The 24,354-nt window shown below is 61.2% G+C and carries 20 protein-coding genes and 1 pseudogene; 2 read left to right on the forward strand and 19 right to left on the reverse strand.

What is annotated here, in order from left to right:
* Nucleotides 1-19 precede the first annotated feature (19 nt).
* From ACWJKU_RS16340 to ACWJKU_RS16355, 4 genes are all read right to left on the reverse strand, one after another.
* Nucleotides 20-1,405, reverse strand: a complete 1,386-nt coding sequence (locus ACWJKU_RS16340; protein ID WP_454143951.1) for an HDOD domain-containing protein — start codon at nucleotides 1,403-1,405, stop codon at nucleotides 20-22.
* A 112-nt stretch (nucleotides 1,406-1,517) separates the two neighbouring features.
* The gene (gcvT, locus tag ACWJKU_RS16345; protein WP_454143953.1) at nucleotides 1,518-2,618 is read right to left on the reverse strand and encodes a glycine cleavage system aminomethyltransferase GcvT; all 1,101 of its coding nucleotides are present in this window, start codon (nucleotides 2,616-2,618) and stop codon (nucleotides 1,518-1,520) included.
* A 132-nt stretch (nucleotides 2,619-2,750) separates the two neighbouring features.
* Nucleotides 2,751-4,883, reverse strand: a complete 2,133-nt coding sequence (locus tag ACWJKU_RS16350) for a sodium-translocating pyrophosphatase (protein ID WP_454143955.1) — start codon at nucleotides 4,881-4,883, stop codon at nucleotides 2,751-2,753.
* 60 nt (nucleotides 4,884-4,943) lie between these two features.
* Nucleotides 4,944-6,206 carry a 6-phosphofructokinase gene (locus tag ACWJKU_RS16355; protein WP_454143957.1) on the reverse strand — a complete coding sequence of 421 codons (1,263 nt, stop codon included), beginning with the start codon at nucleotides 6,204-6,206 and terminating at the stop codon, nucleotides 4,944-4,946.
* Between the two features lie 311 nt (nucleotides 6,207-6,517).
* On the opposite strand from ACWJKU_RS16355, the pseudogene ACWJKU_RS16360 reads away from it, so the two are divergent.
* A pseudogene (locus ACWJKU_RS16360) lies at nucleotides 6,518-7,653 on the forward strand (IS630 family transposase).
* A gap of 22 nt (nucleotides 7,654-7,675) precedes the next feature.
* Here ACWJKU_RS16360 and ACWJKU_RS16365 read toward each other — a convergent pair.
* The 7 genes from ACWJKU_RS16365 to ACWJKU_RS16395 form a co-directional block, all read right to left on the reverse strand.
* Nucleotides 7,676-8,776: a hypothetical protein gene (locus ACWJKU_RS16365; protein WP_454143959.1), complete on the reverse strand. Its 1,101-nt coding sequence runs from the start codon at nucleotides 8,774-8,776 to the stop codon at nucleotides 7,676-7,678.
* A 359-nt stretch (nucleotides 8,777-9,135) separates the two neighbouring features.
* Nucleotides 9,136-9,342, reverse strand: a complete 207-nt coding sequence (locus ACWJKU_RS16370; protein ID WP_454143961.1) for a Mor transcription activator family protein — start codon at nucleotides 9,340-9,342, stop codon at nucleotides 9,136-9,138.
* 234 nt (nucleotides 9,343-9,576) lie between these two features.
* On the reverse strand, nucleotides 9,577-10,731 hold the full coding sequence (locus ACWJKU_RS16375) for a sensor histidine kinase (protein WP_454143963.1): 1,155 nt from the start codon (nucleotides 10,729-10,731) through the stop codon (nucleotides 9,577-9,579).
* Nucleotides 10,728-11,357: a chemotaxis protein CheB gene (locus ACWJKU_RS16380; RefSeq protein ID WP_454143965.1), complete on the reverse strand. Its 630-nt coding sequence runs from the start codon at nucleotides 11,355-11,357 to the stop codon at nucleotides 10,728-10,730. Before ACWJKU_RS16380 ends, ACWJKU_RS16375 begins: the two co-directional genes overlap by 4 nt.
* Nucleotides 11,354-12,172, reverse strand: a complete 819-nt coding sequence (locus ACWJKU_RS16385; protein WP_454143967.1) for a CheR family methyltransferase — start codon at nucleotides 12,170-12,172, stop codon at nucleotides 11,354-11,356. Before ACWJKU_RS16385 ends, ACWJKU_RS16380 begins: the two co-directional genes overlap by 4 nt.
* Before the next feature lie 8 nt (nucleotides 12,173-12,180).
* Nucleotides 12,181-15,303, reverse strand: a complete 3,123-nt coding sequence (locus tag ACWJKU_RS16390; protein WP_454143969.1) for a response regulator — start codon at nucleotides 15,301-15,303, stop codon at nucleotides 12,181-12,183.
* Nucleotides 15,300-15,449, reverse strand: coding sequence for a hypothetical protein (locus ACWJKU_RS16395; protein WP_454143971.1), 150 nt, complete (start codon nucleotides 15,447-15,449; stop codon nucleotides 15,300-15,302). The genes ACWJKU_RS16390 and ACWJKU_RS16395 overlap by 4 nt, the downstream gene beginning before the upstream one ends.
* A 146-nt stretch (nucleotides 15,450-15,595) precedes the next feature.
* Here ACWJKU_RS16395 and ACWJKU_RS16400 point away from each other — a divergent pair, with 146 nt between their 5' ends.
* Nucleotides 15,596-16,552: an IS5 family transposase gene (locus tag ACWJKU_RS16400; protein ID WP_454143176.1), complete on the forward strand. Its 957-nt coding sequence runs from the start codon at nucleotides 15,596-15,598 to the stop codon at nucleotides 16,550-16,552.
* 167 nt (nucleotides 16,553-16,719) lie between these two features.
* Here ACWJKU_RS16400 and ACWJKU_RS16405 read toward each other — a convergent pair whose 3' ends face one another.
* The 8 genes from ACWJKU_RS16405 to ACWJKU_RS16440 all read right to left on the reverse strand — a co-directional run bounded on the left by ACWJKU_RS16405 (nucleotide 16,720) and on the right by ACWJKU_RS16440 (nucleotide 24,345).
* Nucleotides 16,720-17,307 (reverse strand): hypothetical protein, encoded by a 588-nt coding sequence (locus ACWJKU_RS16405; protein ID WP_454143973.1) that lies wholly within the window; start codon nucleotides 17,305-17,307, stop codon nucleotides 16,720-16,722.
* Between the two features lie 424 nt (nucleotides 17,308-17,731).
* Entirely contained in the window at nucleotides 17,732-17,932 is a 201-nt protein-coding gene (locus ACWJKU_RS16410) for a hypothetical protein (protein ID WP_454143974.1), read from the reverse strand.
* Nucleotides 17,929-18,057 carry a hypothetical protein gene (locus tag ACWJKU_RS16415; RefSeq protein ID WP_454143976.1) on the reverse strand — a complete coding sequence of 43 codons (129 nt, stop codon included), beginning with the start codon at nucleotides 18,055-18,057 and terminating at the stop codon, nucleotides 17,929-17,931. The genes ACWJKU_RS16410 and ACWJKU_RS16415 overlap by 4 nt, the downstream gene beginning before the upstream one ends.
* A 243-nt stretch (nucleotides 18,058-18,300) precedes the next feature.
* The gene (locus ACWJKU_RS16420) at nucleotides 18,301-20,406 is read right to left on the reverse strand and encodes a DEAD/DEAH box helicase (RefSeq protein WP_454148167.1); all 2,106 of its coding nucleotides are present in this window, start codon (nucleotides 20,404-20,406) and stop codon (nucleotides 18,301-18,303) included.
* A complete protein-coding gene (locus ACWJKU_RS16425; protein ID WP_454143978.1) occupies nucleotides 20,403-21,215 on the reverse strand; it encodes a hypothetical protein in 813 nt (270 codons plus the stop codon). The genes ACWJKU_RS16420 and ACWJKU_RS16425 overlap by 4 nt, the downstream gene beginning before the upstream one ends.
* Before the next feature lie 139 nt (nucleotides 21,216-21,354).
* On the reverse strand, nucleotides 21,355-22,194 hold the full coding sequence (locus ACWJKU_RS16430; protein WP_454143980.1) for a carbohydrate ABC transporter permease: 840 nt from the start codon (nucleotides 22,192-22,194) through the stop codon (nucleotides 21,355-21,357).
* Nucleotides 22,191-23,060, reverse strand: a complete 870-nt coding sequence (locus ACWJKU_RS16435; protein WP_454143982.1) for a carbohydrate ABC transporter permease — start codon at nucleotides 23,058-23,060, stop codon at nucleotides 22,191-22,193. The genes ACWJKU_RS16430 and ACWJKU_RS16435 overlap by 4 nt, the downstream gene beginning before the upstream one ends.
* 1 nt (nucleotide 23,061) lies before the next feature.
* On the reverse strand, nucleotides 23,062-24,345 hold the full coding sequence (locus ACWJKU_RS16440) for an ABC transporter substrate-binding protein (protein WP_454143984.1): 1,284 nt from the start codon (nucleotides 24,343-24,345) through the stop codon (nucleotides 23,062-23,064).
* Nucleotides 24,346-24,354: the final 9 nt, after the last annotated feature.

Here is a 24,354-nt window from a genome sequence, read left to right on the forward strand (position 1 = left end):
TCGAAAGCGCTTACATACACTATTGACTCAATACGCTCAACGTTTCGGCAATCTGCTCCTTGGCGTCGTGCAACACCTTGAGCGATTGCCCCGGCGTCAAAGCGGCATCCTTGAGCTTGGCATAGGCGGGTAATTCGGTAATCGGCGGCAAAGCTCCCGCCCTGGACGTCCCGACGCGGCTGTGCCAGGCCGCCAGGCGGACGATATCGGCCAAATCCGGCCGTTCCGTGCCGGACGAGTAGCTCCACTGCTCGGCCGTGACCGGAAGATCGAGGTATTCCTCGGCAAACTCCCATTGGGTGAGCAAATACCGCCCCACCGGTCCCTGGACCATCGACAATGCCGCCTCGAGCTCCGCGGAGTCATGATACTCAGACCGAAATTTTTCGGCAAAGGAAAGAAAAGGAATGGCGCCGATGCGAACGATCAAGCCGCCCAACAGCGCTTTATCGGGATCGACCCGGCCGGTTTTCGCCGCCAGCACGGAAGCGACCGCCGACAGATGAACGCTGCTCTTCCACACGTCCTGCATGAGTTTTCTGATCTCCGGGTTGCGGGCGCTGAACAGCCCCTTCATGCCCATGCTGAAAATGAGATTGCGGGTCGTCACCAGCCCCAGGCGGGCAATGGCGCTCTGACACGTCTTGACGGGATCGGCCGTGAAATACAGCGGGGAATTGGCCACCTGGACCAGCTTGGTCGCCAGCGACGGGTCCATCTGCACGATTTTGGCGGCCTGTACGAAGTCGATGTCCTTGCGCATCATGGCTTGTCTCAGCTTGAACGCGACGGACGGAAAAGCCGGCAGATCGAGCGCGCCTTTGTGGAAGGTGTGACAGAAGACGTAATACAAACTGCTTCCGCCGAGCGCAGGAGGAACCGGCAAGCGGGCCAGATCGGGCGGCGTTATCGACCGAGCCTTCGACTTCTCGGCATACTGCTGCAAAATCGCCGCGGGAACGCGCAGCACCCAAACGTCCGTCCAGGCGTTCGCCGTCGGGCCGGGCTCATCGCGGTCGAGAGGGAAGCGCGCGGCCTCGCTGTCCGAATCCACCTTGAGTCTGACGCCACGGTCCGATCCGATCATAACCGTGCCCTTGAGCAGGAAGAAGGCCGTCTCGGGTGACTCGCCGCCACGGAAAACCGTCGTGCCGGCCGGATAGAACTCCATCGAACGTCCGGACGCAAAGGCGATCAATTCTTCCTCGCCAAGTCCCGCCAATGGCGCCAAACGCCTGAGAATTTCGGGAGAAACCGGCTCGGTCCTGATCCTCTCGGATTCGGCAACGGGAGAGTCCTGAATATCGGAGCCGGCAGCGCGCCCTCTGGCGGCGATCAGTTTGACACCGAGCCAACCCGCCATGCCGAGACTGATAATGCCGATTGCCAATATCAAGGTATTCATCTGTGGCCGCTCACACTCCAAGGCGGAACATTGGTTTTCGTTTATGCGACGCGCTTCAAACACAATCCGGCGAACTTGTGCCAACCGCTCTTAAATACTAGCCCAGTAGCCGCTATATTCGATCCGGATCGAAAACTGGGCGACCCCGTTTGACAAAACGAGGCAACGTAATCCGCACCTCCTTCAATTGACCGCGAATATCCACCCAGCCGCACTCGTAGCTTCCGGGCGGAAGGCGAGCGAAGGCGATGGACCGATTCAGCGTAGGCGAGAAAATGCCGCTCGTGACGATGCCTTCGCCAACTTCCGGAACGACGACCTTCTGCCCGTGGCGCAGCACGCCCTTATCCTTCAGCACCAGCCCGACAAAGCGGCGCAGCGATCCGCTTTTCCGCTGCGACTCCAGGGTTTCGCGACCGACAAACTGCCGCTCCGCGGGCTCCCAGGCGACCGTCCAAGCCAGCCCTGCCTCCAATGGGGTTACCGTCTCGTCCATATCCAATCCATAAAGCCGCATCCCGGCTTCCAGGCGCAAGGTGTCCCGCGCGCCCAGCCCGCAGGGTCTAAAGCCGTTGGCGATCAACTCCGGCCAGAGACGAAGAGCGTCGGCATGGGGCAAGATGATTTCCAAACCGTCTTCGCCGGTATAGCCGCTGCACGACAAGAACCAATCGCCGGCCTCGGCAAATTCGAATGCCTCCAGGGCAGTGACGGCTTCATGCCATTCGGAGGGCAGGCAAGCATGGGCCTTGCGCCTGGCTTCTGGCCCTTGCGCCGCAATGATCGCGAGATCCTGCCGGGGCAGAATGCTCAAGGAGAATGCGGAAGCGTGCTGCCGCATCCAGGCGGTGACCTTGTCGCGGGTAGCGGCGTTGCTCACCATCCGGAATCGGTCCCCTGCCCTGCGGAAAACGGTCACATCGTCCAGGATACCGCCGTTCTCGTTCAGCAGGCAGCCGTACAGAGCCTTGCCGGGACCGCTCAACCGATCGACGTCGTTCGCCAGGAGCTTTCTCAGAAACTCCCGGCAATCCGGGCCCTCGAGATCCGTGACGGTCATGTGCGACACGTCGAAAACGCCGGCATCGCGCCGCACCGCATGGTGCTCTTCCACCTGCGAGCCGTAATGCAACGGCAGCTCCCAGCCCGCGAACTCCACCATGCGTCCGCCCACCTGCCTATGAGCGGCATTCAAAATCGTCTTGTGCGCCATATGCTCGTACCTATTATCGTGAATGTTCGTTCAGGGACATGGCCACGCGAAAACCGCCCGGATCGGTCATCCAATGCAAGAAACAAAAGAGGCCGGCAAAAGCCGGCCCCGATCGCGGTGTCATCGCATGACTTACAGTAACGGAATGATCAAAAGGGCCACGATATTGATGATCTTGATCATCGGATTGACGGCCGGACCTGCCGTGTCCTTGTACGGATCGCCGACGGTATCGCCGGTCACCGCCGCCTTGTGAGCTTCGGACCCCTTGCCGCCGTGATGGCCGTCCTCGATGTACTTCTTCGCGTTGTCCCAGGCGCCGCCGCCGGTGGTCATGGAAATGGCCACGAACAAGCCGGTAATGATCGAACCGATCAGTACGCCGCCCAAGGCTTCCTTGCCGAGCAGCAACCCCACCAGAATGGGTATCGCCACGGGCAACAGGGACGGCACGATCATCTCCCTGATCGCGGCCGCGGTCAGCATGTCCACCGCCTTCGAATAGTCGGGCTTGGCGGTATGGTCCATGATGCCGGGAATCTCCCGGAACTGCCGCCGCACCTCGTTGACGATTCCGCCCGCGGCCCGCCCCACGGCTTCCATGGCCAGAGCGCCGAACAGATAAGGCACCAGGCCGCCGATGAAGAGCCCGATGACCACCATATGGCTCGACAAATCGAAGCTGACGCCGCCGCCCAGGTTGTGAGTGTAGTCGGCGAACAGCACGAGCGCGGCAAGTCCGGCGGAGCCGATGGCGTAACCCTTGGTAACCGCTTTCGTGGTGTTGCCCACGGCATCGAGAGGATCGGTAATGTTGCGGATTTCGTCGGGCAGTTCGGCCATCTCGGCAATGCCGCCGGCGTTGTCCGTGATGGGGCCGTAGGCATCCAGCGCAACGATCATGCCGGTCATGGACAGCATGGCGGTGGCCGCCACGGCGATGCCGAACAAACCGGCCAGTTCGTAGGCGCCCCAGATGCTGGCGCATACGGCGAGAACCGGGCCCGCCGTCGACTTCATGGAGATGCCGAGGCCCGCGATGATATTGGTGGCGTGTCCCGTGGTGGATGCCGAAGCGATATGCTGAACGGGTTTGAATTCCGTCGCCGTATAGTATTCGGTGATGGCGACCATGACGCCGGTCAACACGAGACCGATGAGGGCGGAGAAATAAATGCCGTGCGCCGAAATCGACGCGCCCGCAAACGAAACGCCCTCATCGAACAATGCCAGAGTGACCGGATAGAACGCCAGGGCGGACAGGCCGCCGGAGACGATGACGCCTTTGTAGAGGCCGCTCATGATCTTGCGCCCCTCGGAGACCTCCACGAAAGAAGTGCCGATAATGGACGCTATGATAGAAATTCCGCCGAGCACCAGGGGATAAACGACGGCTTTCTCCGACCCTGCGGTCAACAGGCTGGCCAGCAGCATGGTGGCGACGATGGTCACCGCGTAGGTTTCGAACAAGTCGGCGGCCATACCGGCGCAATCGCCCACATTGTCGCCCACGTTGTCGGCGATGACGGCAGGATTCCGGGGATCGTCCTCGGGAATCCCGGCCTCCACCTTGCCCACCAGGTCCGCGCCGACGTCGGCGCCCTTGGTGAAGATGCCGCCGCCCAGACGAGCGAAAATGGAAATCAAGGAACCGCCGAAGGCGAGCCCCACCAAGGCGTGCAAAGGATCTTCGACGCCGGCTGCCTTCAGAACCACATAGTAGCCGGCGACGCCCAGCAGCCCCAAACCGACCACCAACAGGCCGGTGACGGCGCCGCCACGAAAGGCGACGGTGAACGCGGCGTTCATGCCTTGATAAGCGGCCTGCGCGGTCCGGGAATTGGAGCGCACCGAGATGTTCATGCCGATGTAACCGGCGACGCCGGACAGCACCGCGCCGACGGCAAAGCCGATGGCGACGGCCCATCCGAGGGCAAAACCGATGAGCAGGAAGAGAATGCCGCCGACCAGGCCGATCGTTTTGTATTGCCGGTTCAAGTACGCCTCGGCGCCTTGCTGAATGGCGGAGGCGATTTCCACCATGCGCGCATTGCCCGGCGACTGGGCATTGATCCAGGCAATGGAAAGGATTCCGTAGATCAGGGCGGCAACCGCGGCTGTGAACGCGAAAGCCGCGCCCCAGCCGACAAAAAAACCGATGTATAGAAACTCGATGAATCCCAGACCGGCGATCAATTTACAACGGCGGTCGTTCAGCACCTGCCGGACGCCCTCCTGCGCGCGGGCGACGAGTAAATAGGCCATTTTCTCCTCCTTTTTTGCTGATTTTTTGTTTTTACATCACATGGGCCACGAACTCGGACATCAAATTGCGAATGAGGTGGTCAGCTTTTTGGGGACCGGCGCATTTTTCAATACGACGTAATCCGGCAAGCCGTCTTCGTACGGCGGGTAATCTTCACCCTCGATCAAGGGCAGCAGATAGGCGCGGCAGACATCGGTGATGCCGAAGCCGTCCGGAGAAATGAATTCCCGCGGCATTTTCTTTTCCACGTTGGCCACGTCGGACAAGCTGGCGTGGCCGATCTCCCATCGATAAGGCGAATCGGACGTGCGGACGATGGCGGGCATGACCGCATTCCGGCCCGCCAAGGCCAGATCGACGGCGGCCTTGCCGAGAGCGTAAGCCTGTTCGACATCGGTTCTTGAAGCCATGTGCCGGGCGGCGCGCTGCAGGTAGTCGGCCAGCGCCCAGTGATATTTGTAGCCCAGCGCATTCTTGACGAGCGCGGCGATAACGGGAGCGGCGCCGCCCAATTGGGTGTGGCCGAAAGCATCCTTGACGCCGGCGTCGGCCAGGAATTTGCCGTCCGCATCTTTCACGCCTTCGGAAACCACGATCGAGCAATAACCGTAGCGCTTGACCTTTTCGTCGACCGCCGCCAGGAATTTGGCTTGGTCGAAGGGAATTTCGGGAAACAGGATGACCAGAGGAATATCGCGCTTTTCGTCGGCCGCCAGACCTCCGGCCGCCGCGATCCAGCCGGCGTGGCGGCCCATCACCTCGATGACGAATATCTTGGTGGAGGTGGCCGCCATCGACGCCACGTCGAAACTGGCTTCACGGGTGGATACGGCGATGTATTTGGCTACGGAACCGAAGCCGGGGCAGTTGTCGGTAACGGGCAGATCGTTATCGACGGTCTTGGGAATATGGATGGCGCACAAGGAATAGCCCATCTTTTCGGAAAGCTGCGACACCTTGAGGCAGGTATCGGCCGAATCGCCGCCGCCGTTATAGAAGAAATAGCCGATGTCGTGAGCCTTGAAAACTTCGATCAGCCGCTCGTATTGCGCCTTGCTCTCGTCGAGCCCTTTCAACTTGTAGCGGCAGGAACCGAAGGCGCCGCCCGGCGTATACCGCAACCCGGCAATGGCTTGATCGGATTCCTGGCCGGTGTCGATGAGATCCTCGGTCAAAGCGCCGATAATACCGTTCCGCCCCGCGTAAACATGGCCGATACGGTCGCGATGCCGCCGCGCGGCTTCGATCAGGCCGCACGCCGATGCGTTGATCACGGCGGTGACACCGCCGGATTGGGCATAAAATGCATTCCGAATGGTCATAACCGCCCTTTTTCGGGAAATTTGCCAAAAGTCTACATTAGAACAATTGCCCTTGCAGTACAAGGCGCTTGGGCTCATCGCCCAGGGTAATCGCGCTATGTCCGAGGGTTCCCGAAAATCAATTGAGAACGGTAGTCGTCATTGAGCGAAGCCCGGCGCTTTCGGCGGCGAAGGCTGTCTTTCGACGGGTCATTGTGGCGGATCGCGTTCAGTGCCATACGCCGAACTAGTACCCTAACCGTACTCAGTTGACAGAGTGAAGGCTGGAATGAAAGACGGTGGCCCTCGTTCATTCTGGAGAGTTCCCTGTTATGGTCCGCTATCTTGTCCGGCTCACCAAGGCCGAACGCGACACCTTGGAGCAGTTACTGACGAAGGGGCGCCATGCCGCGACGATGTTGACACGGGCGCGGATTCTATTGAAAGCGGACCCGGGCAAAGACGGACCGAGGTGGAGCGATGGCAAGATCGTGGAAGCGTTCGATACGAGCCTCTCGACGATTCATCGGGTCCGGCAGGCGTTCGTGGAATCCAGCCTGGACGCTGCGCTCTCTCGGAAAAAGCCGACCGGGCGGCAGTTTCACAAACTGGATGGGGCGCAGGCGGCACGCTTGATCGCCCTAGCCTGTGGCCCGGCGCCCGAGGGCCATGCCCGTTGGACGTTGAAGCTGCTGGCTCAACACTTCGAAGCACTCGAAGTGGTCCCCTCGATCCGCCCCGAATGCATCCGGACCACGCTGAAAAAACACGCTCAAGCCCTGGCTGAACAAGCCATGGGTGATTCCTCCCAGCGCCAATGCCGAGTTTGTCTGCGCGATGGAGGATGTCCTCGAGGTGTATACCCGGCCTTATGATCCGAAGCGGCCGAAAGTCTGTCTGGACGAATGCGGTAAGCAACTCGTCGCGGAAACTCGCCAGCCTTTGCCCGCGGAACCCGGCCAGGTGGAGCGTTACGATTATGAATACGAGCGGTGTGGCACCGCCAACCTGTTCATGCTCTTCGAACCTTTGGCGGGATACCGCCATGTCAAGGTTACTGAGCGGCGCACGGCGGTGGATTTCGCGGAGGTGATTCGGGATCTCTGGTAGACGTGCACTACCCTCAGGCGGAGAAGATCGTCCTGGTGATGGACAACCTGAACACGCACCGGCCGGCCGCGCTCCATCAGGCGTTTGCGCCCGATGAAGCCCGGCGGCTCCTGGAGCGCCGGGAAATACACTACCCCCTAAGCATGGCAGTTGGCTGAACATGGCCGAGATTGAGTTGAGCGCCCTGGCCACTCAGTGCCTGGACCGCCGGATTCCCAACTCGGCCATCCTGACCCGTGAAATTGCGGCGTGGGAAGCCGAGCGGAATACGGCTCACCGCACGGTAGAGTGGCGGTTCACCACCGCCGATGCGCGGATCAAACTCAAACGGCTGTATCCGTCAATTCAGCCCGATTGAGACACTAGCCCCTTTCATTCTCTTAATTCCCGGTAACTCTCGACGCCCTCTCAAGTATCCAACGGCCTTTTGCAGAATCAACTGTAGACTGGTACGACGCATTCAGATGTCCAGGCGTTGAGCCGGTATCCAACGTCAAATGGTAGGTGTCTCCCGCAACCGTCCAGGTTGCGTTTGCGCGCGTTGCATTTTCATAACGCCCTTCTACGCGGCCTCGAATTCCGCCCAGCATCACGTCGCCTGTAATCAGCGGGCCGTCTCCGTTCACCCGCATTATCACTTCCAGCGGTGCGCGACCACCGCTTGCAAATTGCGCCTGGCCGGCAAAGAAGCCGGTCCAAGGCTGTGTGGCAGCAAGGTCGTCTCCGGTCGGCCTCAATCTCGGTTCGTGGCTATGTCGCGGCCTGATGTCTTCGGGTGCGAGCGATTTTGCCCAGGCGATCTGCATCCCCTGAAGATCCCGGTCGTCGAGCAATGTAGAAAGCTCCCCTAGTTGCGCAACGACATGATCTACACGCGATTGACGTTCGAAAATCTTGAGTGCGTCCGCATTCGGTGCGGGCGACGCTGGATCTAGCGCCCAAGCTTCAAACTCGGCGTAATCACCCCATGATGCGCTCCATAACGATCGCATAAGCGACAACTTGATATCACGTGTCAGTCGTGCGAGATCGATTTGATCGCTGGACGATACTGCGCCCGATGCGGCAAGCCGATTGGTGAATGCGATCTGCTCTTGGAGCTGCAAGAGGCGGGCTTTATCGTTCAGGATCTGGGTATCCGACGGCTGTACTCCTGAAATATGTATTGACTGCGGCACGACGCGCGTCGGTCCAGACGGCATGCCTATGCCGATCCCCTTTCCATCAATATCGAGCGTCGGCGCCTTGTGAATGTTGTACACAAGAATGGCCGCGCCGAACAAACTGAAGAATACGCCGGGACCGACCTGCTGGATGTTGAGCTTTAATTCGTCTTTGACTGAGATTTCGGCACTACCGTGAGATTTTGTTTGCGCGAAAAGACGGTATCCGAACCAGCAGAACAGCACCCCTGCCACAAGCATGCCCACACGCACCGCCACCACACCGAGCGCAAATACCATAGTTATTTCCATCGTCATACCTCCCCCAAGCCATTGAAATATCAGCCGCTGTTCGGCATAGGCGCCCCAATTAAAGCTGAGTGTCCAGTTAGGGAAGCACTGAACAAGTGGATTCCGTTTAGGGTTCGACAAGCCTGTCCTGAGCGAAGTCGAAGGACTTAATCAGAGCTTCCTTAGGCCAACACGAACTGTCTGCTCATTAATTAATTATTAAGCAAAATTCGAGCCAAATTGTAAAGTTATTGATAAAACAGCATGTTATTGTGCATAGTGAGAGGCAGGCCGAGAGACGTAAAAAATCTCGACACTTTCTTTGATATTGAGCACGGCAATAAGTCAGAGAAAACGGATCAGGCTTCGGCGTTTTGATGCCCCACCTACTTCCCAACCACCCGATACACCGTGCTGCGGCTGACGCCGTGGCGCTTCATCAGCTCTCTCACGTTCCGCCCATTCCATTCGGCCCGGATGCGGGCGTTCCGCGCTTCCGGCGTAAGCGGCGCTTCGGCCGGCTTGTGGGTCAGCCTCGCTTCGACGGTCGCCGCGATCTCGACGGCTTTCCTGACGTCGACAGATAGGGCCACGGTGCAGTCGAGGACTTCGTTGCGGGTCGCGGAACTCGGCTTGACCCATTTGTGGACGTGCCGGTTACCAAGGCGACGGATTGACTTTCCGGCGCGGAATGGATTCGTGTATCGGCCATGACGCAGATCCTCCTCGATAACCCGAAACAACGTTTCGACGTTAGACAGAACTCGTCTTGAGCCTTCTCTCAGTCTTTATCTGAACCTTCGCCGCGAGGCACACGGCGCGGGGCATCAAGCCGCTACCGGCAGCCACACCGAGAACTCGCTGCCCTTCCCCGGTCCTTCGCTGTGGGCCTCGATTCGCCCCTGGTGCAGTTCCACCAGCTTTTTGGCGATGGCCAGGCCGAGCCCGAGCCCCCCTTGCGAGCGATCCAAGGTTCTTTCCGCCTGCGCGAAAACATCGAAAATCTGGCTCAGCAGCGCCTGTGAAATGCCTTCTCCCGTGTCCTTCACGCGGATCAGGGCGGTGCCGTCTTCCCGCGTCACGGTCAGCCAAATGGTGCCGCCCGCGGGCGTGTATTTGGCGGCGTTGTTGAGCAGATTGGAGATCAGTTGGGCCAGACGCTCGCCGTCGCCGACGAGCGGAACGGGGGCATTCGGGACCGAGACGATCAATTCGTGCTGACGGGACTGAATCAGAGGCCGGCTGACTTCCAGCGATTGATCGACCACCGCGATCAGATCAACGACCTCCTTCCGGATCGCGATCTTGCCTCGCTCGATCCGCGAGATGTCCAGGAGATCGTCCACCAGCCGGGCCAGATGGTCGGTTTGTCGATCGATGACCTGCTGAACCATCTGGAGCTTGGGATCCGATACGTTCATTCTCTTCATGATTTGCGCGGCATTCTTGATCGGCGACAGCGGATTCCGAAGCTCGTGGCCGAGCATGGCCAAAAATTCATTCTTGCGGCGGTCGGCCGCCTTCAACGCATCTTCGATCTGCCGGCGCTCCGCGAGAGCGACTTCCAGCTCGCACACGCGCTCGGCCAGTTCCTGCTTTTGCCGGTAGAGCTGCATGAAAACGGCGACCTTGCCGGACAGGATGCGCGGGTCCAGCGGTTTGAACAGAAAGTCCACCGCCCCCGATTCGTAGCCTTTGAATACCCGCGTCTGATCGCGAATGCCGGCGGTGACGAAGATGATGGGGATCTCGCGGGTGCGCTCGGTTCCTCGCATCAATTCGGCCAGTTCGAATCCGTCCATGCCCGGCATCTGCACGTCGACGAGCGCCAGCGCCACCTCGTGCGCGAGCAGAAGATCCAGCGCCTCCTCGCCGGAGCGCGCGCGCAGCAGATCGACTTCATGCCCGCTCAAAAGGCCCGCCAGCGCAACGAGGTTCTCCTCGCGGTCGTCGACCAGCAGGATTTTCGGCTTAGCGATCATGGCTCTCCTTGGTGCTCGTTTGCTCCGTCGCACCCCGCCAACCGGAGCAGGTACTTGCGAATATCGCCGACCGGCATGACCCGAGCGTGCTCGCACAGGGCGATGGCGGCGTTCGGCATTGCCGGGATCGAGGCATCTTCCGGGGCCTGGATGATGGCGAGCCCGCCGGCGTCTTCGATGGCTTTGAGGCCGCGCGCGCCGTCGGCGTTGGCGCCGGAGAGCAGGACCCCGATCAGCCGCGTGCCGACGGCATCGGCCGAAGATTCGAACAGAACATCGATGGAAGGTAAACTGAAATTCACCGGCTCGTCCACCGAAAGAGCAAACGTCAAGCCTCGGTCGATGAGCAGATGATAATCGGGCGGGGCGACATAAATCATCGAGCGTGAGGCCGGTTCCTTATCCTGTGGTTCCCGCACCGGCCGGCCCGTCTTGGCCGCCAAGACCTCGGACAGCACGCTCGGCCTGTTGCGCGGCAGGTGCAGGACGACGACGATGGGCACGGCGAACTCGCCGGGCAGGTCGGCGAGCAAGATCGAGAGCGCATCGAGGGCCCCGGCGGAGCCACCCACCACGATCACGTCCGGTCGGACCGGGGTTGCCGCTGGTGGACTCTCGAATCTCATAGCTTCTGGTAAATCTTTTCGGTACCCGCGAACACGCTGAAATCCTCGGCATGATCCGAAAATTTCAGCGTCTCCTTGGCGCCCAGGGCCAAAAAGCCCTTGCGGCAGAGCGAATCCCGAAACAGCCCGATCGCCCGATTTTGCAATGCACGGTCGAAATAGATGAGGACATTGCGGCAGGTGACGAGCTGGACCTCGGCGAAAACGTTGTCGGTCGCAAGGCTGTGGTCGGAAAATACAACGTTTCTGCGAAGGGCCTTGTCGAACACGGCCGAGCCGTAGGCTGCGGTGTAATAGTCGGACAGCGACACACGTCCGCCCGCGGTCTGGTAGGCTTCGCTGAACCGGGCGATCCGATCCAGGTCGTAGATGCCCGTTTTGGCCTTCCGCAGCGCTTCCGGATTGATGTCCGTCGCATAAATCAGGCTTCGATCGAGCAGCCCCTCTTCTTGCAGCAGGATGGCGAGGGAGTACACCTCCTCGCCGGTGCTGCACCCCGCGACCCAAACCTTCAGGGACGGGTAAGTCTGCAGAAACGGCGCCACTTTTTCGCGCAGAGCCCGGTAGAAAGCAGGGTCGCGAAACATCTCGCTCACCATGATAGTGAGAAACGACAAAAGCTCCGGGAAAACGCCGGCATCGTGCAGGACTCGCTCCTGGAGCCCCGACAGCGAGCGGCAGCCGAACCGGCTCATGGCGAGGTCGAACCGTCGCTTCAGGGAGGCCGGCGCGTAATGGCGAAAGTCGTAGTGAAACCTGAGGTAGATCGCCTCGAGGAGCAGCTTGAGTTCCGTTTCGAAGGTGTCGTCGTGCAAAGCATCCTCTACTTGGGCATCCAGACTCTGATGAGCGAAACCAGCTTGTCGATATCGATGGGCTTGGCGATGTAGTCGTTGGCGCCCGCCTGAAGACACATCGCGCGATCGTCCGGCATCGCCTTGGCGGTGAGCGCGATGATCGGCAGATTCTTCCATTCGGGACGCTTGCGGATCTCCCGCGTCGCGGTGAGACCGTCCATCTCGGGCATCATGACGTCCATGAGAACCAGATCCACCGCGGCATCCGGCTCGTGCAGGGCGCGCTCGAGGACCTGCAGCGCTTCCTTGCCGTTGCGGGCGATGCGCACCCTGGCGCCTTTCGGCTCGAGCAGACTGGAGAGCGCGAAGATATTGCGTACGTCGTCCTCGACCACCAGGATATTGCGGCCTTCGAGCGCTTCCTCGCGGTTGCGCAGCTCGCGCAGGATCTGCTGGTGCTCGCGGGGAAGCCGGGCTTCCACCTGATGCAGAAAAAGCGTCACCTCGTCCAGCAAGCGCTCCGGCGAGCGGGCGCCCTTGACGATGATCGTGCTGGCATAGCGGCGCAGACGGCTTTCTTCCTCGCGCGTCAGCGTCCGCCCCGTATACACGATGACGGGCGGAAACGAGAACGCCTCGCCCTTAGCCATTTTGTCGAGCAGGTCGTAACCCGAGATATCCGGCAGACTGAGGTCGAGAACCACGCAGTCGAAGGTGGCTTCCTTCAGTTGCTTCAGCGCCTCATGGCCGGTGCCGACCGAAACAACCTCGACACCCTCGGTGCGAAGGAGCTGCTCGATGCTCTCGCGCTGAGCCACGACGTCCTCGACCACCAAAACGCGGCGGACGTTTTGTTCGAGTTTTTGTTCCAGTTTTCGGAACGCGCTCACGAGCTGCTCGCGCATGACCGGCTTGAGCGCGTACCCGATCGCGCCCATTTGGAGGGCTTGCTGGGTGTAATCGGAAATCGAGACGACGTGTACCGGAATATGGCGGGTCGCGGCATGGCCCTTGAGATGCTCGAGCACGCTGAGTCCCGAATGGTCCGGCAGATGGATGTCGAGAACGATCGCGCTGGGCAGGAACTGCTCCGCGAGCGAGAGGCCCTCGCCGGCGCTGGTCGCGATCAGGCACCGGAAACGCATTTCGCGTGCGAGATCGCACAAGATGCCCGCAAAAGGCGGATCGTCCTCGATGATCAGAATACTCCGATCGCCCGGCGCAAGGCGCTCACGATCGTCCGGCGCCGGCTCTCCGGCCGGTTCGTCAGCCGGCTCCCGCACACGCCTTTCCGGACTCCGCGCGGGAATTCCGGCCGATGGGCGGGCCTTCGGCGGGACGGCCTCTTTCGCTACGGGAGGCGGTTCCCGGCCGGCCGGCTCCGCGAATTCGACAGGCAAGATGAGCGTGAAGGTACTTCCTTTACCGTGCGCGCTCTCCACCAAAATTTCGCCGCCCAGCCGATGCGCGAGTTCCTTGGAAATGGCCAGGCCCAGCCCGGTGCCGCCGTGCCTGCGTTGGGTGCTCCCGTCGGCTTGGCGGAAGGCTTCGAATATGACGTCCTGCTGCTCGGGCGGAATGCCGATGCCGGTGTCGCGGACGGCAAAGCTGATTCGGTCCGGCCCGGCCTGAACCACGCGCAGGCTGACCTCGCCCGCCTCGGTGAACTTGCAGGCGTTCGACAGAAGGTTTCTCAGGATCTGCTGCAACCGGAGCGGATCGCTGGTGATCGCCCCCGGCGTCCCCGGCGCGATCGACACTTTGAACGCGAGGTTCTTTTGCGACGCCACCGGCTGGAAGCTCCGCTCGAGCGACTCCACCAAAGGCGCGAGTTCGACCGTTTCGGCCCGTATGTCCAGACGGCCCGCCTCGATTCGGGAGAGATCGAGAATATCGTTGATCAGCTCGAGCAGGTCGTTGCCGGACGAATAGATGATCGAGGCGTACTTGACCTGGTTCGGGGTCAGATTGCCGTCCTTGTTGTCGGCGAGGAGCTTGGCGAGGATGAGCGTACTGTTGAGCGGGGTGCGCAACTCGTGACTCATGTTCGCCAGGAACTCCGACTTATATTGGTTGGCACGGGCAAGATCGTCCGAGCGTTTTATCAGCTCACGCTGAGCCCGCGCCAGCTCGTCGTGCTGTTCCTCTAGCCGGATATTGATCTCCGTCAATTCCTCGTTCTGCGCCTCGAGACGCGCCTCCGACTCGGATAGCGCCTTGCTCTGGCTTTCGAGCTCCTCGTTGGCTACTTTCAATTCTTCCTGCTGTCTTCGCAGTTCGTCGGCCTGAATCTGCGTTTTCCTGAGGAGGTCCTCGAGCCGGGTGCGGTACAAAGACGACCGAATCGCGCTGGCCACCGGTTCGGCCATCGTACCGAGAAGATCCATGTCCGAGACGCCCACCGGATGGATGAACCCGAGCTCGACCGCCGCCTTGACCTTGTTATCGATAATCGCCGGCATCACGACGAGATGTCTTGGGCCGGCCCCGCCGAGCGCCGACGAAATCCGGAGGTACCCGGCGGGAACGTCATTGAAGCGCAAGACCCGCCGGTCCTTGACTGCCTGGCCGATAAGCCCGTCGCCCGGCGCGATGCGTTCGGGACAACCTAAATCCGGCCCGACCGCGTACGACGCCATGCGCACGAGTTCGCCGCCGTCGCGCTCCGCCGCGTAGATGACGCCGACGGGCACATCGAGATATTCGCAGAAAAAGCGCAGGATGTTGTCGCACAGCCCCTGAAGTGTCTGCTCTCCCTGCATGCGGATGCTCAGATCCCGCTGCCCGGAACGGATCCAATCATCCTCCCGGAGCTCGATCTTCGCCTGGATGGTCTGCCGGGCGACCGCCGCCACCACCCAGATCGCCAGTATGCCCAGGCTCCTGTTCAGCCACGGAATCGTCGGCAAGGGCTCCAGGGGCGAAGGAGAGAGAAACCGGCCGCCGATGATCAGCGCCGTCGAAACGAAAGCCACGAAGATCGGCGTTCGCGGTTGCCAGACGTAGAAGCTGAGAGCGACCGGGACGAAGTATAAGGCCCATACCGTGACATCGCGCGGGACCAGCGTTTCGCTCACGAAAGCCGCCACCAGGCTGAAAACGATGGCGGCGTCGACGACCGGCGCGCGCTGTTTCTCGAACCGTATCATCGCGCGCCTCTCGCCCCGGCGTGCGCCGTCCGCTTCGCATCGAAAGCGTTCGCGGAAACGAAGCCGCGGAACCGCCCGGCTCCCGATTCCCGAGAGAAGGCGCGCCGGCCCTTGCCGATGGCGAACAGGGAAATTTCAAGTAACACTTGTTTTTCCGGAGAAAAAAGGGGGGGAATGCAATAGGCGCCGAGCCTTTCAATCAAGAGTGCGTCCCTGCTAAGGAAACTCTGAACAAGTCCCTGGCCCCGATAAAATAATGCCCAACGTCCAATTTTAGACAGGTCGACCCCCGATGAAGCAACTCGGACTCAGTGCCACCGTGTTTGTGAAGAAACCAAAGCTGACCAAGCGTCAGAAATTTCTCCAGGAGATGGAGCAGGTGATTCCTTGGGGGTTGTGGACGAGCCGGATTGCGCCGTACTACCCGACGGCCGGCCGGGGCAGGCGTCCCTTTCCTTTGGAGACGATGTTGCGCATCCACCTGATGCAGCACTGGTTCGGCTACTCCGATCCGGCGATGGAAGAGGCGCTGCATGACATTCCGATGCTACGCGAGTTTGCCGGGCTGGATGCGGGCGAGGACGCCATGCCGGATGAAACCACGATCCTCAAGTTCCGGCGCCTGTTGGAAACCCATCAGATGGCGCAAACCCTATTCGATGAAACGGCGGCCCTATTGGCGGAAAAGGGCTTATTGTTGCGTCAAGGGACCATCGTGGATGCCACCCTGATCGCCGCCCCGCCGTCCACGAAGAACCGCGAGCGGAAGCGGGATGGCGAGATGAGTTCGACCAAGAAGGGTAACAATTACCACTTTGGCATGAAGGCGCACATCGGCGTGGATGCTGATTCAGGCTTGGTGCATACGATGGAAGTCACCACCGCCAAGGTGGCGGACGGGGTCATGACCGAGGCCCTGTTGCACGGCGAGGAGCAGGTCGTCCTGGGCGATCGGGCCTATACCCGCAAGGACCGCAATCTGGAGGTCGAACGCCAGGAGGGCGAGCCGGTCTGGGCGTTTCCCTTCAAGCGTAAGAAGGGCGAGGACTTGCCTGCGGAACAAGCGCTTCACAACCGCATGCTGGCCGCGCTGCGGGCGGTGGTCGAACACCCCTTCCGGATCGTCAAACGCCAATTCGGCTATACCAAGGTCCGGTACCGGGGACTCTTCAAAAACGGGCAGCAACTCTACCTGCTGTTTGCCCTCAGCAATCTCTACCAGGTGCGGGAGGAGTTGAGGGCGGCCTAGGGATCAATCCGTGCATCGCCCCGGAAAACCGGGGGCGAGGGGCGGAAAGAGCGCCGATAGCGGGCGCCAATGGGGAGGGAAAAACGACCTTTTTCGGCTGGTAGCCCCGGCCGGTTTATCGGAGCCACCAATAAAACGCACTTATTCAGAGCTTCCCTAAGACGCTGTCAAGCGAAGAAAAATCCAGGGCGCAGGAAGAAACCGGAAACGGAGAGATTCGACAGTAAAGGCGAGTAGGCTACGGCGAAGTCTCGGGGCGGGTGTTTCCGCTCAAAACCGATCGACGCGGCGGATTCCGATTGATATTCGATCCGCCGATGATCGGCGATTTTCCGTTCGTCTCCGCTCTTGCTCCGGAGCTCGGCTTCCACGCCGCGGCAATTACCCGAAACTCCAGCAGTACGGCCAGAATCGCGGCATCGCCGGCCGGCGCACCGATATCTTTCTTGACCAGCCACCAGAAATGCACGACGCCGATCGCATAAATCAGGCGGCGCAGCCGCCGCCAGCGTTTCCCGCCGAGACGACGGATCATGCCGTCGGTCGAGGTGACCGCCAGGGGGAATCAGTAGCAGGATCGCGGTGAATCCCACGGTGATATAAGGCCGCTGGGCGATGTCCTTGACGATGCCGGGCCAGCCCGAAACACACCGGAGCGGCGTCACGGAAAGCGTGACGAGCAGCAGGGTCAGCGTCCAGTAACCCGTGGTCCGGGTGATTTTCTCGATGGGGTTGGCGCCCAATTGATCGAGCACGGCATTTCCGATCAATTTGAATAACGGAATCAACAAAATCAGGAAGAGCCCGCGTTTAAGGACCGTTAACGTCTTGGGACTGGGGTTTCGAATATTCACGACCTTTATAAAAAAGAGTTTGCGAAGCTTTTGTAGGCCGGGTTAGCGCAGCGTAACCCGCCTTCCGAGAAAGCGAGACATCAACCAAACTTTTCGCCCTTCCCGATTACATTCGAGCCTATATCCCCGGCGGTCCCTACTTCTTTACGGTCGCCCTGCCGGAACGTCGCCGCCGCTTGCTGACCGAAAACATCGACGCGTTACGCGAAGCCTTGCCCGTATGCAGCGCAAGCGGAATACGGGGACTCCATGCCTCGAATCATCCCGGATTTCGTTGCACTCCATCCGGGCTACGCTGGCTAACGCGCTCCCTGACCTGCCTTGCTCACCATGCTTTCCCGCGCTTTCTGATCGCCTCGTAGCACGCTTCCATGGCCTCAATGAAGGAATTGTCCTTGGTCCAGAACTCGGGAAAATCGTCGCCTTTTTTGATGAGCAGCGCCGGCACGGCGGGCGGGATGGCGGGTTCGATCTGTTCCGGCAATCGCTTCTTGAGGCGCCAGAAGTCGTCCGCCGCCAGCGTCATCGGCAAGGGCTCCGGATGCGGGCGCTGCCGGCATAACCGCGTCCGCGCGCCAACCGCGCCGGATCGGTGAAATCTTCAAGCGATTCGATGAATTTGCGCCCCCACCAGGTGCGTACGGTTTTCATGGTTTAACCTAGAAACGGCAGTTGGACGCATCCGAGTGTGCGGCGGGCGAGCTGGATGGCAAGGCGCGACGCCGCCGCGGGGTAGTCTCCCGCAAGAAGGGGCAACGCTGCCAGGCGACTCGCCCGCCGTGCAATCGGGTGCGTAGCGACTTCACCCAAGTGGTGAAATCGATAGAAGGTGGGACGGTCAGAATTCATAAGGCTTTTCTACTCCATCTAAGCGCTCAACTGCCGTTTCTAGGTTCAATCCAATAGTGCCTGCCTGTTTAGAGCGATGAGCTGCTTGAAGGACTCGTTGTCGAGCTTCGCAAGCCAGGATTCATCGCGGCCGACGATGGCGCCGGCCACCTGTTTCTTGTCCTCGATCATCCGGTCGATGCGTTCTTCCAGGGTGCCGAGGGTAATGAACTTGTGCACGAATACGTTGCGCGTCTGGCCGATGCGGAAAGCGCGGTCGGTCGCCTGATCTTCCACCGCCGGGTTCCACCAGCGGTCGAAGTGAAACACGTGATTGGCGCGGGTCAGGGTGATGCCAACCCCGCCGGCCTTGAGCGAAAGGATGAACACCGCGGGCGGGCTCTCCGGGTCCTGAAAGTGCGCGATCATCCGTTCGCGCCGGCTGCGCGAGGTGCCGCCGTGCAGATAATAGGTCCGGCATTGCAAGGCGGCTTTGAGCTGGCGCTCCAGCGCTTCGCCGATTCCGGTGAACTGGGTGAATACCAGGGCGCTTTCGCCTTCGCCGAGCACCTCGCCCAGCATGTCGATCAGCCGCTCCAGCTTGTGCGAGCGCTCCGCCGTAAACGGGCTGCCGTCCTGCAGGAATTGTGCGGGATGGTTGCAAATCTGCTTGAGCTTCATGAGCGTGGACAGCATCAGGCCCTGGCGCCGGATGCCGTCGCTCTCTTCCAATTGCCGCTCGACATCGCGCACCAGGGATTCGTACAGCGACGCCTGTTCCCGGCTCAGATTGCAGAATTGCCGGTTTTCGACCTTGGCCGGCAAGTCCCTGATGATGGCGGGATCGGTCTTGACCCGGCGGAGAATGAACGGCTCGACCCGTTTCTTGAGCAGCGTCGATTTCGCGAGATCGTTGTCCCGCTGGATCGGCAGTTCGTAGTTCTTGCGGAACTGAGCCTGCTTGCCCAGATAGCCGGGGTTGAGGAAATTGAAGACCGGCCAGAGGTCGAGCAGGCGGTTTTCCACCGGCGTGCCGGTCAGCGCGAGCCGGTACCCGGCATCGAGCTGCAAAATGGCCTTGGTCTGGGCGGCGACCGGGTTCTTGATGTTCTGCGCCTCGTCCAGAACCACGCGCCGCCACGGCATCGCGGAAAACAGCTTGGCGTCCTTGCGCAGCAGCGTGTAGGACGTGATGACCACATCGGTGCGCGCGCATTCCTCCCTGAAAGGGTGTTCGTCCTGGTGCCGTACGCTGCCGTGGTGGATATGAGTCGACAGATGCGGGGCGAATCGCTCGATTTCCTTGCGCCAGTTGCCGATCACCGAGGTCGGCGCGATCAGCAGGGTCGGCCCCGCGCGGCCGTTTTCCTCTGTTTCGAGCACCAGGCGGGCGATGACCTGTATGGTCTTTCCGAGTCCCATGTCGTCGGCCAGACAGCCGCAGAGCCCCAGTTGCTCCAGCAAGCGGAGCCAGGCGACGCCGCGTTTTTGATATTCGCGCAAGGTGGCGTTGAGCTGCGGCGGATCTTCGACTGGCTCGAGCTGCCGGTGATCGCGCAGCTTCGCCAGCATGGCGGCGCACGCGTCTTCCGGGTCCGCCTCGAACAGGTCGGCTTCCTCGGCATTGTGGCGCAGGAGTTCGGGCAGGTCCAGCGTCTCCCCCGTTTCTCCCCGCGCCTTCCAGAACGCCAGCATTTCCCGCATCCGCTCGCGGTCGAGCGCCACCCATTGCCCGCGGAACCGGGCCAAAGGCGTCTTGGCGTCGACCAGCCGCTCCCACTCCTCGGCGCTGACGGTTTCGCCGCCCAGCGTGAGCTCGTAGCGGTACTGAAGGAGTTCGTCCAGGCTCAGACCGCTCTTCGCGGTGCCGGCCGCGGGTTTTCGGGCGCTCCCCGACCCGCGCATCCGAAGCTTGGCACGGCGGCGTCCTTGCGGCGTCCACCAGGCGGGAACGATCACCCGGAATCCCGCATCCTCCAGTACCCAGGCCGTTTCGTTGAGAAACGCGAAGGCTTCTTCCAGGGTCAAGTCCATGCCGCTGGGCTCGACGGTTTCGAACCCCTTCCACAAGGCCGGGTAAATGCGCGCCGCCTGCCCCAGCCTCAGCAGCAGATTTTTCTCGAAATCCTCGCCGAAGCTATTCGCCAGGGCCTGCCGCGCCTCCCCGCTCATCGCCCAATAGTCTTCGAGGGCCAACTGCAGCGAAAAATCCCGGCACGCCGCCGCGCGAAATTCGAGCCGCCAGCGGTCGGGATCGGCATCGCCGGCTTCGTGCAGTTGAAGACAGAGTTGAAAGCCGGCTTGCCGCGGTTCGCCGGCCAATCTTCGCCGCCAGTTGAGCCACCTCGATACAGCGTCAGGTCTTTGGTCTTCTGCCAGGGATTCCGCACATCCCCGCGCAAGCCGATTTCGACCAGGGAGCCCTGGATCTTCTTGGCCAGCGCCTGGGTCGACTGGGTCCAGCCCATGCTCCGGTGGAGCAGCACCTCGGCGCAATGCCTAAGCAAGCTCTCGGCCTCGTAGCCGGGGCCGGCGCTCGGCGGCATCCGTTCCGCCGCCTCGCGGATCAGGTTTTCGTAGAATTCGGCGAGAAATTCCCACCCCGCGTAAAGCTCGTAAACCTCTTTTTTCGTCTCGCGCAGGCGCAGCGACGGGATGAACGAATCCTTGAACAGGACCGCTTTCAGGGATTGAGTAAACCAGTGCCAGAACAGGAAATCGCCGCCGAGCAGCCACTCCTGGACACGAAAAATCGACTGGAAGTGAATTTCGTTCAGATGGCCGATGGGGTGCTCAGCGAGCCGGCAGCAGGCAATGGTCCATTCCGTAAATTCGGCCTGCTCCGGATTTTCGATGTCGAGATACGGCGCAAGCTCCGGACAGGCCAGAGGCGCATTCTCATGGCCGGGCAACACCAGCGCGCATTCCGCGAAGTGGGCCGGCAAGGCGGCAATACCCAACTCCGCGAGCAGCGCGTGCAAATCCGTAGTGGACAGGTGCCGGGGATGATGTTTCTTGGACAGCCGTTTGGATGAGGGCTCGGAGGTTTCGACCCACAGGCGGAAGTCCCCGTCCTGAAAAAACGCGCCACTCGATTCGGGCCGCCGCCGTTTTTTATATTCATCCCTTCAATCCGCTCGCGGCGATGCCCTGGATGAAGAGCCGTTGGAAAACCAGGAATATCAGCAGCGTCGGGAGGGCGACGAGCACCGCGCCCGCCATCAGCAGGGTCCACTCGACCCGGTATTCGTAGCGGAACATGGCAAGGCCCACCGGGAGGGTGAACCGGTCGCCGGTCGTAGTTGCGACCAGCGGCCACAGGAATTCGTTCCAGTTGCCCTGGAAGGTATAAATGCCCAGCGCCGCCAGCGCGGGCCGCGAAGCCGGCAACACCACGCGCCAGAACACCTGGAACCGGTTGCAGCCGTCAATGCGGGCCGCCTCTTCCAACTGCGGCGGAATGGATTCGAAAAACTGCTTCATCAGAAAGATGCCGACCACCTGAACCACGGACGGCGCGATCAGCGCGGCATAGGTATTCACCAGCGCCAGGGCGTTCAGGAGCATGAATTTGGGCACCAGGGTCACATGGGCCGGCACCATCAGCGTCGCCAGCAGCAGAGCGAAAAGGACCTTGCGTCCCGGAAAGCGCAAGCGGGCGAAGGCATAGCCCGCGAGGGCGTCGAAGAAAAGATTCGCCAGAGTCACCGCCAGCGCAACGCCGGCGCTGTTCCCGAGCCACTGGGCGAACGGCATTTCGGTCCACAGCCGCCGGTAATTCTGCAAGGTGAATTCGTCCGGAATGAGCTCGATCGGCCAACTGAAAACGTCGCCCGGCGGCTGAAACGAGAGAGACAGCGCCCAGAGAAAAGGCAGCGTGAATACGCCGGTCGCCACGAGCAAGAACGCGAGAACGGCCGACCGCCGGATCGTGTTTCGAATGGCGGCGGTCCCGATCATGGCGCTTCCGGGCGAACGATCTTCCGCTGCACGCGGGCGACCAGCAGGATGATCGCGAACAGCACCACGGCCGCCGCCGCGGCATAGCCGAAGCGGAAATATCGGAAGGCGTTGTTGTAAATGAAATAGCTGAGCGTGGTGGTGGCATTGACCGGCCCGCCCGCGCTCATCATGTAGATTTGATCGAACACTTGAAAGCTGCCGATGATCCCGAGGGTCGCCACGAAAAACAGCGTCGGCTTGATACCGGGCAGCGTGATGTGCCGGAAGCGCGACCAGAGACCGGCGCCGTCGATCCGGGCGGCTTCGTAGAGCGAAGCCGGAATGCTCTGGAGCCCGGCGAGAAACGCCACCATGAAGTACCCCGAAGTCGACCAGACGTTGAGCGCCATGATGGCGCCGAGCGCGTATCTGGGCGATCCGATCCAGTCCGGACCCGCGATGCCGAACCGGGACAGAGCGTAATTGAGCAGTCCCGGCTTCGAGTAGATCCACAGAAAGATGATGGACGTCACCACCGATGAGGTGATGGCCGGAATGTAAAACGCCGCCCGAAAGAATCCCCGGGCGGGAATGTCCCGGTTGACGGCGAGCGCCAGCAGCAGGGCCAGGAACGTCTGGGCCGGCACTACGCCCAGAACATAGATCACCGTGTTGCGCAGAGCGGTAAAAAACAGCTCGTCGCCCGCCAGTTCGACGAAATTCGCCAAGCCGAGGAAATGTTGCCCGGACCGGAAAAGATTCCAGTCGAAGAAGGCGGTGACGAAGATGAACGCCAGCGGGCCGAACACGAACAGGACAAGAACGACCAAAGCCGGAAGCAGGAAGAGATACGCGGCCCTGGCTTCGCGGCGACGCTCCGGCATGTCAGCGGGATGCCTCGGAGCGGTTCGGCAATTCGCGTCGGGCGTCGACCCGAAACCGCCGCTCCCGCTCCACCCGGCGCTTCAAATCGTCCAGCGTCGGCCGAACCGCCGCGCCGGTGAGAAAAATGGCCTGTAGCGCGCTTTCGGTTTCGTCCAGGACGCGCTGGTTCACCCGGAATTGCCAGATCCGGGCATGATCGAGGCTTTGCAGAAAAACCCGCTTCAAGGGATCGCGCCCGATCGCCAATTCCTGCGCGACCGAACGCCGCGCCGGCAGCCCGACGTCGGATTTGCCCCAGATGCGCCCGCCTTCGCGCCCGGTGAGATAGCGGAGCAAGCGCCACGCCCGATCCGGGTTTCGGGTCCGCCTGGGAATGGCATAGCCGGCCACGAACGCGACCGAAGCCGCCCGTTTGCCGACCGGCAGCGGCGCCACCCGGTACGGCGTGCGCGCATAGGTCTCGTTCAGGAAATTCGCCGCCCAGAATCCCGAGATCGCCATAGCGACACGGCGCCGGCCGAAGGCGTCCATGTTCCAGGCCGCGCCGACGTCGGAAGGCATCACGGCGATGCCGTCGTTCTTCATGCTCTGAAGGAAACTCAGCGCCTCTGCGAAGGCGGGCTCGTCGAAAACGGCGCGGCCCTCCGCGTCGAAATATTCGCCCCGGTTCTGCCAGACGAACGGCAGCGAGTATTCGAAGGCTTCCGCATGGCAATAACCGTATTGGTCGATGACGCCGTCGCCGTCGGTATCGCGGGTGAGCCGCCGGGCGGACGCGGCGAATTCGCCCCAGGTCCTCGGGGCTTCCGTGCGTCCGGCCGCGGCGAACATTTCCGGGTCGAAGTAGAGCGCCAGGGTCGAATAATCCTTGGGCAGACCGTAGAGCGTGCCGTTGGAACGGAACGCATCGAGCAGCGCAGGCTCGAAGTCGTCCGGAAAAAAATCGGGATCGCGGGCGAGAAAACCGTCGAGCGGCAACAACACGCCGTAGCCCGCCAGTAGCGGAACCCAGAAGGCTTCCAGCATTACCACGTCGGGCGCGGTGCCGGTGGCCAGCATGAGCAGCAGCTTGTCCATGTAATTGGCCGTGATCGGCTCGTACCGGACCGGAACGCCGGGATGCCGCTGCTCGAAAGCATCGATGAACGATAGTGTGAGCTTTTCTTCCACCGGCGACGCCAGCCAGCCGGTCAGACGGACAGCACCGGCATCTTGCCGGCCGCATCCGAGCAGAGCCAAGGCAAGAACCCAAACGATCGGTCCGAAACCCGCGATGCGATCCATCGATTCGTC

Source organism: Methylocaldum sp. MU1018 (assembly GCF_053646775.1).

What these genes read in the sequence shown, in the direction of transcription:
- ACWJKU_RS16415 (WP_454143976.1), bottom strand. Translation starts at nt 18,057, where the DNA reads ATGAAAACCGTACGCACCTGGTGGGGGCGCAAATTCATCGAATCGCTT.
- ACWJKU_RS16350 (WP_454143955.1), bottom strand. Translation starts at nt 4,883, where the DNA reads ATGGCCTATTTACTCGTCGCCCGCGCGCAGGAGGGCGTCCGGCAGGTG.
- ACWJKU_RS16420 (WP_454148167.1), bottom strand. Translation starts at nt 20,406, where the DNA reads ATGAGCGGGGAGGCGCGGCAGGCCCTGGCGAATAGCTTCGGCGAGGAT.
- ACWJKU_RS16340 (WP_454143951.1), bottom strand. Translation starts at nt 1,405, where the DNA reads ATGAATACCTTGATATTGGCAATCGGCATTATCAGTCTCGGCATGGCG.
- ACWJKU_RS16435 (WP_454143982.1), bottom strand. Translation starts at nt 23,060, where the DNA reads ATGCCGGAGCGTCGCCGCGAAGCCAGGGCCGCGTATCTCTTCCTGCTT.
- ACWJKU_RS16390 (WP_454143969.1), bottom strand. Translation starts at nt 15,303, where the DNA reads ATGATACGGTTCGAGAAACAGCGCGCGCCGGTCGTCGACGCCGCCATC.
- gcvT (WP_454143953.1), bottom strand. Translation starts at nt 2,618, where the DNA reads ATGGCGCACAAGACGATTTTGAATGCCGCTCATAGGCAGGTGGGCGGA.
- ACWJKU_RS16430 (WP_454143980.1), bottom strand. Translation starts at nt 22,194, where the DNA reads ATGATCGGGACCGCCGCCATTCGAAACACGATCCGGCGGTCGGCCGTT.
- ACWJKU_RS16365 (WP_454143959.1), bottom strand. Translation starts at nt 8,776, where the DNA reads ATGACGATGGAAATAACTATGGTATTTGCGCTCGGTGTGGTGGCGGTG.
- ACWJKU_RS16380 (WP_454143965.1), bottom strand. Translation starts at nt 11,357, where the DNA reads ATGAGATTCGAGAGTCCACCAGCGGCAACCCCGGTCCGACCGGACGTG.
- ACWJKU_RS16400 (WP_454143176.1), top strand. Translation starts at nt 15,596, where the DNA reads ATGAAGCAACTCGGACTCAGTGCCACCGTGTTTGTGAAGAAACCAAAG.
- ACWJKU_RS16355 (WP_454143957.1), bottom strand. Translation starts at nt 6,206, where the DNA reads ATGACCATTCGGAATGCATTTTATGCCCAATCCGGCGGTGTCACCGCC.
- ACWJKU_RS16440 (WP_454143984.1), bottom strand. Translation starts at nt 24,345, where the DNA reads ATGGATCGCATCGCGGGTTTCGGACCGATCGTTTGGGTTCTTGCCTTG.
- ACWJKU_RS16375 (WP_454143963.1), bottom strand. Translation starts at nt 10,731, where the DNA reads ATGATCGCTAAGCCGAAAATCCTGCTGGTCGACGACCGCGAGGAGAAC.
- ACWJKU_RS16410 (WP_454143974.1), bottom strand. Translation starts at nt 17,932, where the DNA reads ATGACGCTGGCGGCGGACGACTTCTGGCGCCTCAAGAAGCGATTGCCG.